The sequence below is a fragment of the Halarcobacter sp. genome, assembly GCF_963676935.1.
Taxonomy (GTDB): Bacteria; Campylobacterota; Campylobacteria; order Campylobacterales; family Arcobacteraceae; genus Halarcobacter.
This window is the reverse complement of record NZ_OY781470.1, coordinates 796,776-812,720: the sequence shown is the minus strand read 5'-3', so window position 1 is coordinate 812,720 and position 15,945 is coordinate 796,776. Positions and strand designations below refer to the sequence as shown.

Annotated in this window: 16 protein-coding genes; 5 read left to right on the top strand and 11 right to left on the bottom strand. The window is 26.4% G+C overall.

What is annotated here, in order from left to right; all coding sequences use genetic code 11:
* The first annotated feature begins 3 nt into the window (after window positions 1-3).
* Window positions 4-273 (top strand): hypothetical protein, encoded by a 270-nt coding sequence (locus ACKU4C_RS03945; RefSeq protein WP_321314625.1) that lies wholly within the window; start codon window positions 4-6, stop codon window positions 271-273.
* A gap of 636 nt (window positions 274-909) precedes the next feature.
* Here the strand turns inward: ACKU4C_RS03945 and ACKU4C_RS03940 are convergent.
* The 6 genes from ACKU4C_RS03940 to ruvA are packed head-to-tail and all read right to left on the bottom strand — an operon-like array spanning window position 910 to window position 6,359.
* Window positions 910-2,037 (bottom strand): protein kinase domain-containing protein, encoded by a 1,128-nt coding sequence (locus ACKU4C_RS03940; RefSeq protein WP_321314623.1) that lies wholly within the window; start codon window positions 2,035-2,037, stop codon window positions 910-912.
* A gap of 12 nt (window positions 2,038-2,049) precedes the next feature.
* Window positions 2,050-2,541: an HIT domain-containing protein gene (locus ACKU4C_RS03935; protein ID WP_321314621.1), complete on the bottom strand. Its 492-nt coding sequence runs from the start codon at window positions 2,539-2,541 to the stop codon at window positions 2,050-2,052.
* A 54-nt stretch (window positions 2,542-2,595) separates the two neighbouring features.
* Entirely contained in the window at window positions 2,596-4,035 is a 1,440-nt protein-coding gene (locus tag ACKU4C_RS03930) for a UDP-N-acetylmuramoyl-tripeptide--D-alanyl-D-alanine ligase (RefSeq protein ID WP_321314619.1), read from the bottom strand.
* Window positions 4,035-4,754, bottom strand: a complete 720-nt coding sequence (locus ACKU4C_RS03925) for an alpha/beta hydrolase (protein WP_321314617.1) — start codon at window positions 4,752-4,754, stop codon at window positions 4,035-4,037. Before ACKU4C_RS03925 ends, ACKU4C_RS03930 begins: the two co-directional genes overlap by 1 nt.
* Window positions 4,755-5,789, bottom strand: coding sequence for a D-alanine--D-alanine ligase (locus ACKU4C_RS03920; RefSeq protein WP_321314614.1), 1,035 nt, complete (start codon window positions 5,787-5,789; stop codon window positions 4,755-4,757).
* Between the two features lie 9 nt (window positions 5,790-5,798).
* Window positions 5,799-6,359, bottom strand: a complete 561-nt coding sequence (gene ruvA, locus ACKU4C_RS03915; RefSeq protein ID WP_321314612.1) for a Holliday junction branch migration protein RuvA — start codon at window positions 6,357-6,359, stop codon at window positions 5,799-5,801.
* Window positions 6,360-6,454: 95 nt separating this feature from the next.
* Here ruvA and ACKU4C_RS03910 point away from each other — a divergent pair, with 95 nt between their 5' ends.
* Window positions 6,455-8,644: a methyl-accepting chemotaxis protein gene (locus ACKU4C_RS03910; protein ID WP_321314609.1), complete on the top strand. Its 2,190-nt coding sequence runs from the start codon at window positions 6,455-6,457 to the stop codon at window positions 8,642-8,644.
* A gap of 20 nt (window positions 8,645-8,664) precedes the next feature.
* Here the strand turns inward: ACKU4C_RS03910 and ACKU4C_RS03905 are convergent, their stop codons facing one another.
* The 3 genes from ACKU4C_RS03905 to ACKU4C_RS03895 all read right to left on the bottom strand — a co-directional run bounded on the left by ACKU4C_RS03905 (window position 8,665) and on the right by ACKU4C_RS03895 (window position 11,013).
* Complete coding sequence (locus ACKU4C_RS03905; protein ID WP_321314607.1) at window positions 8,665-9,024, bottom strand: hypothetical protein; 360 nt, start codon at window positions 9,022-9,024, stop codon at window positions 8,665-8,667.
* A gap of 87 nt (window positions 9,025-9,111) precedes the next feature.
* Entirely contained in the window at window positions 9,112-10,176 is a 1,065-nt protein-coding gene (gene truD / locus ACKU4C_RS03900) for a tRNA pseudouridine(13) synthase TruD (RefSeq protein WP_321314606.1), read from the bottom strand.
* 9 nt (window positions 10,177-10,185) lie between these two features.
* Window positions 10,186-11,013: a thiamine-phosphate kinase gene (locus ACKU4C_RS03895; protein ID WP_321314605.1), complete on the bottom strand. Its 828-nt coding sequence runs from the start codon at window positions 11,011-11,013 to the stop codon at window positions 10,186-10,188.
* Window positions 11,014-11,143: 130 nt separating this feature from the next.
* Between ACKU4C_RS03895 and ACKU4C_RS03890 the strand changes: the two genes are divergently transcribed.
* Entirely contained in the window at window positions 11,144-11,530 is a 387-nt protein-coding gene (locus ACKU4C_RS03890) for a class II SORL domain-containing protein (protein WP_320033363.1), read from the top strand.
* A gap of 54 nt (window positions 11,531-11,584) precedes the next feature.
* Here the strand turns inward: ACKU4C_RS03890 and ACKU4C_RS03885 are convergent, their stop codons facing one another.
* Window positions 11,585-11,908: a pyrimidine/purine nucleoside phosphorylase gene (locus ACKU4C_RS03885; protein WP_320033362.1), complete on the bottom strand. Its 324-nt coding sequence runs from the start codon at window positions 11,906-11,908 to the stop codon at window positions 11,585-11,587.
* A 113-nt stretch (window positions 11,909-12,021) separates the two neighbouring features.
* Between ACKU4C_RS03885 and recO the strand changes: the two genes are divergently transcribed.
* On the top strand, window positions 12,022-12,639 hold the full coding sequence (gene recO, locus ACKU4C_RS03880) for a recombination protein RecO (protein ID WP_321314602.1): 618 nt from the start codon (window positions 12,022-12,024) through the stop codon (window positions 12,637-12,639).
* Between the two features lie 49 nt (window positions 12,640-12,688).
* Window positions 12,689-15,091 carry a hypothetical protein gene (locus ACKU4C_RS03875; protein ID WP_321314601.1) on the top strand — a complete coding sequence of 801 codons (2,403 nt, stop codon included), beginning with the start codon at window positions 12,689-12,691 and terminating at the stop codon, window positions 15,089-15,091.
* A gap of 19 nt (window positions 15,092-15,110) precedes the next feature.
* Here ACKU4C_RS03875 and ACKU4C_RS03870 read toward each other — a convergent pair whose 3' ends face one another.
* Window positions 15,111-15,929, bottom strand: a complete 819-nt coding sequence (locus tag ACKU4C_RS03870; RefSeq protein WP_321314599.1) for an HDOD domain-containing protein — start codon at window positions 15,927-15,929, stop codon at window positions 15,111-15,113.
* Between the last annotated feature and the right edge of the window lie 16 nt (window positions 15,930-15,945).

Sequence of the window (15,945 nt, the reverse complement as noted above, 5' to 3'; positions counted from 1 at the left end):
AATATGACACAAATTAAAAAAGATTTATTAGAAGTTATTGAAAACACTATGATACCAGAGGTAGAGGGATATTTAGAAGATTTACATACAATTATTGAAAAAAAAGAACAAACAGATGAGACTATGGAAGAGGTAAGAGATATTGAATCTTTTCTTGTGGAGTTACAAAATATTATTTATGCTGTAAATGAAGATAAGATTGATGATGAGCAAGCTACTGAAGTTTATGGGAAAATTCAGGAGTTAATTGCTGAGGGACATTCACACGAATAAGTTTTGAGGAGTTGGACACTCCTATTGGTCTCTTGTACTCACAGAAGTGAGTACGCTTTCATACTTTTTTGTTGAAAAAAGTATGGCAAAAAGCAACCAGACGGTTATTGAAGCTAAAGTTCCCTACAGATTTGTAATTATTTTCTGCCTTGCGAAACTCAATAAAAACGTGACATTTAGTCACCTTTTTATCTCAAACATTCTCAGGCTTTTTCGAAAATAATTAAAAACCTTCCGGCTTCAACAAAGTCTGGACTATAAATGCTCTAGCCGCAAACTTTTTGATATAAATTTAACACGACACCAACTCAAATAAAATGGTACTTAACAAATCAAATGTCCTTATCCAATTCCCTACATTTTTGAAGCTGAGTGTTTATTTATCTCTTTTGAAAACAAGTGAGTAAACTGTTTGAAGCGTTAAGAAACGTGATTAGATGTCACGTTTTAGCAAGTTTTTACTCACTCAAAAGAGATAAATAAAAAGCGAGGGAAGCTTCCGCCTTCAAAACTTCGCAGTGTGATTTCTTTGCTACTTTCTTTTTCATAAAAGAAAGTTGATAGAGAATATAAAGTACAGAAATAGTTTTGGGTATAGCTTAATTTATAATAATACTAAATATATAATTGTTTTGGTTAGAAAGGTATTTCGTCATCATCAATATATACATTATTTGAATATTTAGAAACATCATCAAACCTTGTTGATAAATGATATAAAATTATATTCTGCTTTTCTCTAGAAATACTTTTAAAGAAAGAAGTAAAATTTTGAATACTTTCAACTTCAACTAGCGTATTTGAAAACTGATATTCACCATTTATAAATACTCTTAATAAATGTTTAGAATTAACAAAGTCTTCAAGCATTGTCTTTTGATGTAATGTATCAAGATTTTTAATAATTTTATCAATATCACTAATTATATTAGAAGATTCTTCTCTTTTTACTATTGCAGTAGAAAAAGATTCTGCTAAATTTTTGTAAATACTTTTTTCATCACTATTAAACAAATTTAAAGTAAAAGATTTTTCATTAATTTCTTTCAGAATAAGTTTAAAAGAAGAGATTCTATATTCAGGATTTACTTCAATCATTTTTTTTAATATAGTTTTATATTTAAATGAACTGTTTATTTGACTCAGTATGTCTTCGAACAACTTACCAACAAAGAAAACTTCTGTAGTATGGTTATAAATTTCCATTTTAAAATCATCAGGTAATACACTGCTTATCCAATTAATTGATATACTCTTTTGATTGTCAGAATCAAAATTTATTTTTTTCGAAAATCCAAAATCTATAATTTTTACTATTCCTTTTTCATCAACAAGAATATTATTATCCCTAATGTCTCTATGTAATATTTTATGCGATTCTAAATAGGAAAAACCTTCAATTACTTGTTTAAATATATCATTCAAATTTTCTGGATACTTTTCTAAATAATCAGAAATTGTTTCACCATTGATATATTCCATCATTAAATAACCTAAATGCAATTTTGGATATAAGTAATAATTAAATACTCTTACAATATTTCTATTGTAAAGAAGATGTAAAGTTTTAATTTCATTAATGAAATTTTCATAAAAAGCTTCTTTATCTATAAATTCAAAAGGTGAATATTTTTTGCAAACAAATTCATAATCAATGTATTCATCTTTTAACAATACTGTTTCGCCAAAAGAACCTCTACCAATTTCTTTTATAAACTTAAAGTCTTTTTGTCTAACAAATTCAATAATTCTTTTAGGTTCCATTTAAAATCCAATTTAATCTACAAAATATTTAGAAGCCTGCTCTTTTAGCTTCAAAAAAATCTCATCAAAATCAGCTGGGTAAACTCTTACCCCACCAATACTAGATATAAAATTTGTATCCCCTATCCATCTTGGTAGTGCATGATAATGAACATGTTGCGCTATTCCTGCTCCAGCTGCTTTTCCTAGATTCATTCCTATATTTACACCTTCACAATTCATTGTATCTTTTAGTAAGCTTACTGCTTGTCTAATTCTTACACTCATTCTAGTCCAAACTTCATCTTCTAACTCTTCTATTTTATCTGTATGAAAATGTGGTATAACCATAAGATGACCTGGTGAGTATGGGAATTTATTCATAACTATGTAGCAATATTCATCATAAAATAATACTTGATATTTTTCCTCTTCTACATTCTTTGAGATATGACAAAAGATGCACCCTTCTATTTTTTCGTCAGTTACATAGTCATAACGCCAAGGTGCATATAAATGTTCCATAATAAAACTTCCTTTAAAATTCTCCCTATCTTAAAGGGACTTATATCTTTTTAACTAGATAAAATTAGGTGCATCATTTGCAAAAAGTATTAAATCCCCTGCTCTTGTTTTTTCTGCTAATACTTTTTCCATATCTGCTTTTTCTTTTAAGATAAACAGTTTATCCTCATCTATATTTGAACTTAACAAATGGGCATTTAATGTACCTGTAATAATTGCAAAATCAAATTTCTCATTTATCTCATTTGCTAAAAGAATATTTGCTTCAGAAGTTGATTCAACTAAACCTGGAGTTATAATCACTTTTCTTCCCTCATGATGAGAACAAATATTTATAGCTTCTAACATACCTTCTAGATTTCCATTAAAGCTATCATCTATAATAATTTTCCCACCAGCTTCTATTTTTTGAAGTCTATGCTCAACTTGTGGTAAATCTTTTAAAGCTAATTTAATTTCATCAATACTCATCCCTAATTCATGTGCAACTAAAATAACTGCTGTTAGATTTATTGCGTTGAAACTTCCTAATATTGGAGCTGAGAAATGTTCTTGTTTTCCATTTATAACAATATCAAACCAAATACCATCAAGATTTGACATTGTAACATGAAGATTATCAGGGAACTTAACAATAGTTTCATAATCTTTAATTGGAACAGATTCATGAACAAAACCTTTTTTCATCCTCGGTGATGTTAATATTTCCATTTTAGTTTGAATAATATTATCTAAAGTTTTAAAGTACTCAATATGTTGTTCTCCAACACTTCCTAAAACACAATAGTGTGGTTCCAAAAATGTTGTAATCTCTTCAATATCACCTTTTTCTCTAGCTCCTGCTTCTGCAATATAGATTTGTGAATCAAGGGGTAAATCTCTGTTTACATCTAATACAATTCCACCCATTGTATTTACAGATCTTGGTGTTTTATATACTTTGTATTTTCTTTTTAATAAGTGATATAAATAGTTTTTTATAGAAGTTTTACCATAAGATGCTGTAATAGCAACTATTTTTAAAGCTGGTATTGCATCTAGCCTCTCTTTTGCTTTATGTTTAAAAGATATAAAAAATATTTTTTCTAAAAGAGATGAAACTATATAAGCTATAAATATTGGTACAAACAATACAGCAGAAGAGTTACAATCTTTACTTGTTAGACAAAGTGCTATTATTGCAAAAGTTATAAAAAGTAGTAGTGCTAAAAATCTTTTTACTCTTCCTGTTAGAACTAAAGGTCTATCAAGTTTTTTATTCCAAAGAACAAAACTTGTCATAAAAAGTAGATAAAAATAGATAGTAAAATATAAATCAGGTAGTATATAAAAAAATACTATTGGCGAAGCAAAATAAGTGATATGCCACTGCCACTTATGATGTTTTAGTATTACTCTTTCAAGTTTATAATTATACCATTGTAAATTGGTTATTAAGTACCAGCCTAAAGACATTATAAGTAATATATGTGTAAATATATATAGATATTCCATTAACGAATCCCATTTTCAATTTTTTGACAAATATCAGATGCAAACTTTAAAAAAAAGTAGTGATCAGCTTTATATGAATCGAAACTACTATTTTTAATCAAAGAATGTATTTTTTTACCTGATTCAAGAGAAGTTGCTTTATCATCTTCTCCCCAAAAAATCATACCATTTTTTTCATAAGAGTTAAAATTATCAGTGAAATCTTCATTTACTACATTTTTAAATGTTTGATACATATTTTCACTCATTTTATCAACATCTTTACTTCTAAACGCTTTTGTAATTTTTCCAAGACCTAAGCTATTAAAAAATTTAGAAGCTTTAATTTTTAGCTTTACATCTAAAGGTTTATCTTCCAATATACCAGCTGTACTTAACAGAATTAAATTATCAGGATTTAAAAGTGTAGCAACTTTTCCACCAAATGAGTGACCCGCAATTGCTACAATATTTATATTTAAGTTTTTTAGAAAAGTATCAATTATATTTGCATAAGCTTTGGTAGTCAAACTATAAGAAGTAGCACTTTTCCCAAAACCAGGCATATCTATATAAATGTGTTTGTAATCTTTTAGATAAGAAGAAAAAGCTTGTTTCATAATCTCTTTATTTGAACCCCAACCATGTAGGAATACAATTGTCTTATCATTATTTACATTTACAATATCATAAGCGATATCAAACTCTTTATTATCTACAATTATACTCTTTAGAGCCAATTATTTTCCCTTTGCGCTTTGAATTTTATTTACATATTCATAGGTAATTTTAATTGATTTTTGTTTTGGTAATGATGAAGATAAAGAAACTAATGTTTTATTAAAATCTTCAAATAGGTAATTTGCCATTGATCCTGGTACTGGGTTTATTTCATTTAAATATACTTCATCATCTATTACAAAAAAGTCACATCTAATCAAAGCACCTTCAAAAGTTGTATTATATATTTTTTTAAATGATTCCTCTATTTTTGAAGCTAATTCGTCACTAATATCTGCTTTTAAAGCAGTTGATGTTCTTGCAAAATCTAAATATTTTTTATCAAAATCTAAAAACTCTGCTTTCTGAGGTTCCTCTATTATTGAAAAATTATACTCTCCATTTATTTTACATCCTGCAAGGTTGTATTCTTTTATTCCAGAAATAAATGATTCAACAATAACTGCATCATCAAATTCAAAAGCCACATCTAAAGCATATTCTAACTCTTCGTTAGACTTTACAATAGATACTCCAATAGAACTACCTAAAGTAACAGGTTTAATAATTACAGGGAACTCTTCTATTTCAACTTTTTCACCTTTTGTATAATACTTATAGTCAATTGTTTTAATACCACAACTATATGCATAACCTTTTGTTAAAAATTTATTGAAACTTACGCTGCAAGCACCTTTTCTAGGTCCAATATAAGGAAGATTATATAATTCAAACATAGAAGAATATAATGCATCTTCTCCATCTCCTCCATGAGATAGATTTAAATAAACATCTACATCTAAGCTTTTTTCAGAAAGTAAGCCTTTTTTTACAAATGAACCTTTTTTTAAATTTAATAAATCACATTTTTTATACTCACCACTGCTAAAAAGTTTTGATTTAATTATATTTGTTGGGATATGATAAAAATCTCTATTTTCATCACAAAAGATGTAAACCAATTCTTCTTTTAATACATCTTTCATAGCTATTGCAGATACAATTGATATCTCATGCTCATAAGATATTCCACCAAAAACTATTCCTATTTTCACTATATTCTCCTATTTTTGCAACTGTTTTAATGCTTGTTTTACTAAATCGCCAGTGTTACTACCTGCACAACTTTTTAATACTTTTGATACTACATCTTTTTTAAAGCCTAAAGATTCCAATGCCAATGAAGCTTCTAAATGGATTGAAGCATCTGAATTTTCATCTTCATCTCCATCAATAATAAAGCCAGATAATTCAACTAAAATTCTACTAGCACCCTTAGGTCCAATCCCTGGTACTCTTTTCAACATAGAGATATCATTTGAACTTACAATTTGTGCAAAAGATGTAGGAGTAAAAGTTGAACATATAGCTAAAGCAACTTTGGGTCCTACTCCATTAATTTTGATCACTGTATCAAAAAGTTTTTTTTCATTTGGGTCTAAAAAGCCATATAAAGTTTGTGAATCTTCTCGTATAATATGTGTTATATTAAGTTTAACTTTACTATCAATAATTTTTGAACTACAATTCACTGATACGAATATTTCATATATAATACCGTTTACATTTAGATTTAATAATGTCGGTTCTTTTCTTTCAATTATACCTTCAATGCCTACAATCATTATTTTCCAAGTTTTTTTGATTTAATTTAATATTTTATATATAATAAATGTTTTACATTATATAATAAGCCAGCTTAATTATTAGGATATCTCGTATGTTAGAATTAATAACAAAAAAAATAAGTAACAGAATTATATTTGCACTTTTTATACTTATGTCTCTTTCAAGTCTAGTTGTAACGTATTTTACTACAGCAAAAGTAAAAGAAGATGCAATAATAACAACTAAAGAGAATTTGGATATGCTTAATACAGCAATGTTCCAAAGTTTAAGAAATGCAATGAATACAGGAGATCCTGCGCAAATTAAAAAAGCAGAAGATGAAGCTAGAACAATTAAAGGTGTAAAAAACCTAACAATAGCAAAAAGTAAACCTTTAATTGAGATGTATTCACCTGGTACAAAATTTACAAAAGATAATGATATTATTAAATCATTTGAAACAAAAGAAAATCAAATTTTAGAAGTAAATAATAATGAAGGCCACAATCTAAGAATGATTAAACCTATGATTGCAACAAATGAATGTTTACTTTGCCATGTAAATCAAAAAGAAGGTGATGTTATAGGTATTATGGACTTAACATTTTCTTTAGATGAATCAGATGATAGGATTAGTGGTTTAGTCGTGGATATACTTTTATCATCTACAATATTAGGCTGGATTACAATTGGACTTATTTTACTAATTGTAAAAAGAGCTACAAAACCAATTGAAGGGTTAAAACATGGTTTTCAAAATCTATTAAAAACTAATGATCCTAATATAAAACTTGAAATCACATCAAAAGATGAAATTGGAGAAGTTGCTAGTTTATTTAATTCATATATGGATAAAGTAAATGAAGGGTTAAAACAAGATGAAAAAGTTATTGAAGAAGCAAATGATATTTTAGAAAAAACTGGAAATGGATTCTTTGTATACCAAGTTAATGAAGTTGCAGCTAATCCATATGTAGAAGATTTAAAAAATAAATTGAATACTATGATTTTACATACTAAAGAGACACTTGATAAAATAAATATTACATTAAGAAACTATTCTGAATCAAAATTTGATTATAGAATTGATGACAAAGGTATATATGGAGACCTTGGTTCATTAACTGCTGGAATAAAATTAGTTGGTAATAATACATCTGAAATCTTGGCAATGATTATGAATACAGGTGATTCTTTAAATCAAAACACTCATACTTTATCAACGGCATCAAATAGCTTATCTGAATCATCTAATCAGCAAGCTGCATCTTTAGAAGAAACAGCGGCCGCCCTTGAAGAGATTACAGCTAATATACAAGGAAATACACAAACAACCATTGAGATGTCTAATCTAGCATCTGATGTAACAAAAGCAGCAAAAGATGGTCAACTACTAGCAAATAAAACAGCAACAGCAATGGATGAGATAAATACACAAATTAGTTCTATTAATGAAGCTATTGAGGTTATTGATCAAATAGCTTTCCAAACAAATATTCTTTCACTTAATGCAGCAGTTGAAGCAGCAACTGCAGGTGAAGCTGGTAAAGGTTTCGCTGTTGTTGCTCAGGAGGTTAGAAATCTAGCTTCTAGATCTGCTGAAGCTGCTAAAGAGATCAAAGAATTAGTTGAAAATGCTACAAGTAAAGCAGATGAAGGTAAAAAGATTTCAGATAACATGATTGGTGGATATGATGTACTAAATAAAAATATTAATTATACAATCGAAAAAATTGATTTTGTTGCAAATGCTTCAAAAGAGCAAGAAAGAGGTATTACTCAAATAAATGATGCAGTTAATACTCTTGATAGAGCGACACAACAAAATGCACAAGTAGCTGAACAAATCTCTAAAATGTCAAGTGAAATTGCCAATATGTCAAATTCACTTGTGACAGCAGCTTCGAGAGCAAACTTCTTACAGGAAGCTAGAGAAGAAGTTTGTAATGTGGATTTAGTTTATGACACAGCAAAATTAAAAGTAAATGTATTAAATATAAAAGATAGTGTTTATACAAAATTAGGTAGCTATGAAAACTGGATTGCAAAAGGTTCAGAAGAGCTTGATAAATGGATAGAAAACTATATTAAGATTAATCCAAATGCACAACACACTGCACTTGAAGACTTAAAAGTATTAAATAATAATTTAACTGTTAAATTACAGGATTTAATTGATGCCAATGCTAATAAAGAACCAAATGAGGTGTTAAATGAAAAAGCAAGGGCAATAGAAATTGAATCACTTAGAATATTTGGTACACTAAATAATCTTAAAAAAGAAGCATGCAAAAATCAATAAAGAGAGAAACTCTTTATTGATTAATTCTGCATACTTTTAATTAAAGCCTCTAACTCTTCCTCATCTAAAACTTCATTGTTTTCATCTCCTGCAATATGTTTAGCAGAACTTGCTAAATTATATTCACTAGAATCGATATTTTTATTTTCACAAACAAAATTAACCACTCTTTCAATTTTTTGTCTATGCATATCTTGATGTTGCAATAAACCAAAAGAGTTAGAGATAAAATCATTTATTTTTGATAGCTTATGAACAGGAAGTTTTAAATCATTTAACATATCGCTAACTGATTCTAAATTTTCATATATAGCCACAGAATTTTTTTCAGATTCTTTTACTACATCACATAACTCTTTTATTAGTTCTTCATAAGTCATACTCAACCTTTTTATATTAATATATAAGTTTAACTTACTTTGACTTAAAAAAATAATATAATCAAGTATGAGATTATAGCTAATTATTTAATGAATAATTTCTGCTATAAATTCTGTAGCATATGAACCTTTTGGAAGTTCAAATTGTATTTCCATCCAATTTTTATCCTCTTTATAGTTTGATTCTATATCTTTTGGAAATATCCAAGCAAATCTCCTAGCTCCATCTTCAGATATTTTTTTATCAAAATCTTTTTCTATTTCATAAGCAAAGTTTTCTGACTTTTTAACTCTTTTTCCACTTAGTAAGCCAGTTGGAACTCTGTCTCTTTCAAAAAACTTTTGAGATTCACTTTCTATATCTTCCACATAAAAAATCTTTCCATATGGATAATGACTCATTAAATCACCTATAATAACTTTAAAAGGATGCTCTTGTTTTTTCATATTAGAAACCTCTTCAAGAGGTAAAGATAGTTTTTCATAAATCTCTTTAGGCTCAAAAGCATTAACTAGTTTTGAAATCTCAATTCTTTTTGAAAGCCAATTATTAAAAAGGTAACTTTGATAAGAGTTAATATACATTTGTTTTAACTTTCTATTCTTTTCTCTAAGTTCGCCATTTATAATAGCTTCACCTTTTTTATAATTATCACCTTCTATTCCAAATCTTTGAAAACCAAAATAATTTGGCATACCAAATTGTGAAATATTTGATATTGCTTCTTCTATTTTTTTTGCATCTAAAGGTGTAACTCTTTTTAATCTAATAAAAAATTTATTCCCTTTTAAATGTCCAACTCTAATTTTATTATTATGTTTCATAACCTCTAAAATTTTGATATTTTCATGATTAAACTTTTCAAGCCTTTCTTCACAACTTTTTGGAACTGAAATGTGTTGAATAGTCATTGCATTTTTGTCTTTTAACCCTGCATAACCTATGTCTCTTGATTTACAACCTAATTGTTCAGAAAAAATCTGCACAGCAGTCCATGTTGTTAATTCTTTTTTTCTAAATTTAATTATTATATGTTCACCCTCTCCACTAAATTCATAAAGAGGAACTTCTGTAACAACAAAATCATCTTTTGTTTGCTTAAATAATACATCAATTTTAGAATGACTTAAATACCTTTGTAAATTTTCCAACTAATTTCCTTATTCAAAATGGTGATTTTTACAATCGCTTTTAAATTTACCTTTTACAGCTCTTGCAAATATGTTTAATTTTACATTGTGTTTTTTCGCAACTTTTTCAATTTTTATCCTATCTTTAGGTGAAAAAGAAAAAAGTAATTCATATTCTTCCCCTGAACAACCAATATTTTTAGAAATATAATAGAAAAACTTAAAACCCTTTTTACTTTGTTTAGACATTCTTTCCAATTCAAAAAACAAACCATCTGAAATATCCATTGAGGCATTAACATACTTTGATATTTCATAAAAAAACTTTGCTTTTAACTTTGGTTCAATAAATTTAGAAGAATCTGATATTTTCCCACCACATAATAATGTATTCAAATCCTTTTTACAAGATCCTAAATCACCCGTATAACAAAGATAATCATTTTGCTTTATTCCACTTCTTAATATAGGTTTTTTGGTTTTTGAAATTATTGTAACACTTATATCTAGTTTAGTATTAGAAATAGTATCACCACCTATTATTTCTATATTATATTTTTTTGCAACCTCTAAAAAACCAGAAGCTAAACTTTTCATATCTTTTTTTGAATAGTTTTTAGGTATTGCAACAGTCAATAAAGCATATTTTGGTTTGGCATTCATAGCAATTGCATCAGAGATATTTACAAGCATTGCTTTTTTAGCAATTTGCTTTAAACTAAACCAATCTCTTTTAAAGTGTACATTTTCAAAAAAGGCATCATTACTATAAATAAACTCACCAACAACAGCACCATCATCGCCAATTATTTTTGAGTTTTTATTAAATTGTTTTATAAAAAAATCTTCTTTATTCATGCGGAATATTACCATATTGAAACTTGTTTTCTGATATTTTTCTTAAAAGTTTTTTTTAGGAAAAATATTATCCTAAATACTTTAAAAAAATAATGGTATAATATTTTACCACATTTATTAGGAGAAAAATATGCCAAAAATTAACAAATATGTTGATATCGATACTGTTGAAAGAGAAGCAAAAAAAGATTTAATTGATAGACACTCACCATTTATTCACTGTGCTGAAACTGCAAAAGCAGGAGAGCCATTTGAAGTAACTGTAAAAATGGGTAACGAGTATACTCACCCAGATGATTTTGATCACTATATTGAGTCTGTTTCATTATTTAATGGAGAAACATTATTAGCGAAAGCTTCATATGTTCCAGGGACATTAGGAAATGTAAAAGCTCATAATACTACAACATTTACAATTATTCCAACTGGTAAGAAATTAAACTTAGTAGCACATGGTTACTGTACTAAGCATGGTATTTGGGAAGGTACACCTGTAACTGTTTCAGTTGCTGAGTAGACTCTAAATATACATGCAGAAAAAGGTAAGAAGTTTTGTACTTCTTGCCTTTTTTTATTTACAATATTTAACTTTCTCGAAAGAACAACAATAATCAACTAATGAAGTTACTTTTAATTTGTATTTTGAGTTTTGTGCAATTTGAATACTTGCAGGTGCAACATATTCAACCCAATCTTCTGCTGGTAGCATAACTTCAAGTGAACCTGAGTTTATATCAATTGTTGCTTTATTAACTGTGTTTAATTCATACTCTCCTGGTAACATAATTCCAAGTGTTTTTTTACTGCCATTTTCAAAAGTAATACTTCTACTTGTGATATTACCATCATATAAAATATTTGCCTCTTTTGCTATAGAAACATTTGTAAAATCCATCCAATTTCCCTTTAGTAAAATTAATTATAGAATAGTACCATAAAATTTATTTGAAGCAAATTTCTATTTATAATTCGCTATAATTTTTTTCAATTTTATAAATAGAAAGTTATATGCAAGGTTACATAATAGATATCAAAGCTGTTAAAGATGATGATTTAATAGTATCAATTTTAACAGAATCACACATTTATACTACATACAGGTTTTATGGGGCTAGACACTCAAATATAAATGTAGGATATAAAATAGACTTTGAATTAGAAACAAATATGAAAAGTTCTATTCCCAGATTAAAAGATGTAATTCAACTTGGTTTTCAATGGATTTTTGATAATGACAAACTATATTGTTGGCAAAGGTTTATTAAACTTTTTTATCCTCACTTAAAAGATGTAGAAACAATTGATGATTTTTATTTTAAACTATTAGACAAACTATCTCACAAGATGATTAAACAAAATCCCAAAAGAGCAATTTGCAAATCATATATCAAGTTACTTGATTATGAGGGTAGACTTCATACAGATTATCATTGTTTATTATGTGAACAAGAGATAAAAAAAGATATATCACTAGTAAGAAGTTTTATGCCCGTACATGCTTCTTGCACTTATAGTAAAAGCTTTAAATTAAAAAAAATAAAAGAACTTTATGAAGAAAAAAGAATAATATCTTTTGAGGATGAGGAAGTAGACTATTTATGGAAAATAATACTTCAAGGACTATAAGTATAAAAAGTATATAATTGATAATAATGTTATTGATTAGGATATTATCATGGATATTCAAGAAGAAAATGAATTTTTAGGATTATTAGATACAAGTAGTGAAGATTTAAATATCATTAATTTGATAGAAAAATACAATATAAAAACTGAAGATTCATTTTTATATAGTGCCACAGATGATTATAAAGCTTTAATAGATTATGTTTGTGAATTATATTTTGAACAAAAGAGTATCCCTCTTGATATAATTGAAGAGATTCTTAATAACAAAAATTTAAAATCTGTTATTATTTTAGTTATAGAAGAGAAGATGAATAATATTCTCTATGATTCAACAACAATAGTTTTTAAAGAGATTGTTACTATTGTAGACTTATTATCTTTAGGTAACAATTTTAATATTTTTGAAAACTATAACACTTATAATTTAGATAATCTATCAAGTCTTTTTAGGACTTATGAAGAGAGACTAAAAGAATTAGAAGATACTGATCAATTAGATTTTGACATTACATTTAAACAATATACCATGTTAATTGAAACAATAAATCAAGTTTGTTCTATAAACTCTATGGATGTGATTAGAAAAAAGACTATAAAACCTTTAATAGAAGTTATTAGTGAAACCATAAATCTTGTCAAATTCAACATCAAACTTTCTGAGGAAAAAATTAATATATTAAACAATATTTTAGGAAAATTACTTTTTTACTATTCACATATTCCATTTATTAATGCTTCAAATAAAGATACAAAATACCTTATAGATGAGTTTCATTTTAACTTTGAAAAAATATGTGATGGATATGAATTATCAAAAAACACTAACTTTGCAAATGAAGGAACAGTAAAAGATAACTATAAAATATTCCTAAATTCAAGTACAACATTGATTTGTAACCTTATATATAAACTTAATAGAAACTATCCAAAAGAGTTATACAATGACTTATCTTATTTTGAAGATATAATTGCTTTATATGAAGAAGAAATCACCCATACATCACTTAATAACTTTGAAACATTAGATGATTTCAATTCAATACTTCTAAGTAATTATATGTTTATTTATGATGAAAAAAGAGAAAATTTAAACTATAAAATAGTTATTGAAGATTTTTTAGATGATAAGATTGAAAACTATTCAAATACATTTATTCTTCATTCAATAGTTCTCTTTTCAAATGAAATAGATGATGAAATACTAATAAAACTTCTAAGAAAACTTATTTCAACAGAAAAATATAGAAATGATTATCATGAGTTTTTAAAATTAACAATTTGTGATGTAATAATAAAAAAATTTGTAGATACAAATAAGTTAATTTTAGATGATATATTAATCAATCAAATAATTGATTATATAAAAAAGAACAAAATAGCCTCTCACTTGATGTCAATTTATTCTAAAATATATCTAACTCTATCGGCTTATTACTCTTTATGCAATGATTTTATATCTATTGAAAAATCAAAACTTTTTTATTTTTATTATGTGAAAATAAATGGATATGATTTATTAGAGAATGAATTTGAAAAACTAAATAAAAATATTTTGCTAAATCATGGTTATAGATATTTTCAAGATTTAAAATTTGATAATATAACAATTAATGAAGATAAAGCTTTAGATATTGGTAAAAAAACACTTGAAAAATTTATTGTACAAGAAGAGATAACTTTAAAATATAATATAAATCAAAAACTCTCAAATATAATTACCCAAATTTTTACAGATGATGGGTTAAATGATGATTTATTAAATACTCATATAGAAAACTTTATCTCAAATGATATTTTCCATGGACTTACTTTTGTTGCTATAGAAGGTTTATGTCAAAATGAATGTAAACTTATAGATTTAGGTTATGAGAGAATTGATATACCACTTTTTGATAAATTTACATTAAAAATTGCTTATTCCAAAGTATACAAACATATTTTTGAAAAGATTTTCGAAAATAATATCTCATACATAAAACAAAATATTATTAATCTTATTGTTTGTTATTTAAAAAGTATCCCTATATATAATGATATAATTACAACTTTAAATAATATAGAAAAGTTAAAACTTGATTTACTAAAAAGAGATGATAAGAAATTTATTTTTATAGAGATTTATATTAAAGATTTAATGAATCTAAATAAAAAATATGGTTATGAAAAGACAAATATATATTTTAAAGAATATGCACTAAAATTAAGTGATATACATCCAATATACAGATTAAATGGACCAAACCTTGCATTAATTGTTGAAGAAGATGATGATTACAAATCAATTATAGAAAAAATTAAAAGTATTGATTTTTTAACAAAAGATGAAAATATAAAACCTGAATTGACAATTGCTGTATCATGGGGAGATAAATCTAATATAATTGAAAAATCAACTTTATCTATGAATTTTGCACAAGAGAACCATAATAAATATTATGAATTTAAATAATTAAGAGTTTAACTCTTAATTATTCATCTAAAAGTCTATCTTCTAACTTATCAATTGCAGCTTGTAAAGGTTTAGGCTCTAAGTTAAATGTTTTTGCTTTTTCTAAACCTAAAGCAATATTCTCTTCACTAAATGCATTTGTCACATTACAAACTGTTTTTATTACATTTAGAATTTTAGATTTTTCTAAATACTTTTCATCACACTTATCAAGTTCATCTACATATTCAATTACATTAATTAAATTATCGCTTAACTTCCAGTGTTTGAAAATCTTAGCTGTTATTTCAGAAGTTGTCATTCCTGTAATCTCTTTTTCTGCTTGAGCTAATGTTTTACCTGATGCAATCAATTCTTTGAACTCTTCAGTTTTTTCACTAGTATCAATAATATCTGCTAATACAAATTTTCCAGCTTCTTGTAAAAGTGCAGGTAAAACTAACTCTTCTTTTAATTCAAAAGAGATTTTATTTAACCATAAAGAAGCAAGTGTAGTAGCTAAGTTTGATGCTCTCATAAAATCATCACTGTTTATTCCATAAGCAGAAAGATTAGTTTTAAGTAAATTTTGTATTGTACCACCAATAGCAATAGAGATAGTAAAATTAATACCCAAAAGATTAATTGCTTTACTTGCTGTTTCAACCTTACTTCTAAAACCAAACATTGCAGAGTTTGACACTTTTAAAAGAGTAGATACAATTAATGCATCTTTTTCAATAATTTTTAATAATTCAAAAGCCTCTTTTTCTGGTTGTTGCCTAAACTCTTCAATCTCAATTATAGTTTTTGGTAAAGGAGGTAAAGACTCAATTTTTTCTATAATATTTTCATTCACATAAAACTCCTACAGC

Excerpts from the sequence above, each read along its gene's own strand:
- ACKU4C_RS03945 (WP_321314625.1), top strand. The coding sequence starts at position 4 with ATGACACAAATTAAAAAAGATTTATTAGAAGTTATTGAAAACACTATG.
- ACKU4C_RS03940 (WP_321314623.1), bottom strand. The coding sequence starts at position 2,037 with ATGGAACCTAAAAGAATTATTGAATTTGTTAGACAAAAAGACTTTAAG.
- ACKU4C_RS03935 (WP_321314621.1), bottom strand. The coding sequence starts at position 2,541 with ATGGAACATTTATATGCACCTTGGCGTTATGACTATGTAACTGACGAA.
- ACKU4C_RS03930 (WP_321314619.1), bottom strand. The coding sequence starts at position 4,035 with ATGGAATATCTATATATATTTACACATATATTACTTATAATGTCTTTA.
- ruvA (WP_321314612.1), bottom strand. The coding sequence starts at position 6,359 with ATGATTGTAGGCATTGAAGGTATAATTGAAAGAAAAGAACCGACATTA.
- ACKU4C_RS03910 (WP_321314609.1), top strand. The coding sequence starts at position 6,455 with ATGTTAGAATTAATAACAAAAAAAATAAGTAACAGAATTATATTTGCA.
- ACKU4C_RS03905 (WP_321314607.1), bottom strand. The coding sequence starts at position 9,024 with ATGACTTATGAAGAACTAATAAAAGAGTTATGTGATGTAGTAAAAGAA.
- ACKU4C_RS03895 (WP_321314605.1), bottom strand. The coding sequence starts at position 11,013 with ATGAATAAAGAAGATTTTTTTATAAAACAATTTAATAAAAACTCAAAA.
- ACKU4C_RS03890 (WP_320033363.1), top strand. The coding sequence starts at position 11,144 with ATGCCAAAAATTAACAAATATGTTGATATCGATACTGTTGAAAGAGAA.
- ACKU4C_RS03885 (WP_320033362.1), bottom strand. The coding sequence starts at position 11,908 with ATGGATTTTACAAATGTTTCTATAGCAAAAGAGGCAAATATTTTATAT.
- recO (WP_321314602.1), top strand. The coding sequence starts at position 12,022 with ATGCAAGGTTACATAATAGATATCAAAGCTGTTAAAGATGATGATTTA.
- ACKU4C_RS03875 (WP_321314601.1), top strand. The coding sequence starts at position 12,689 with ATGGATATTCAAGAAGAAAATGAATTTTTAGGATTATTAGATACAAGT.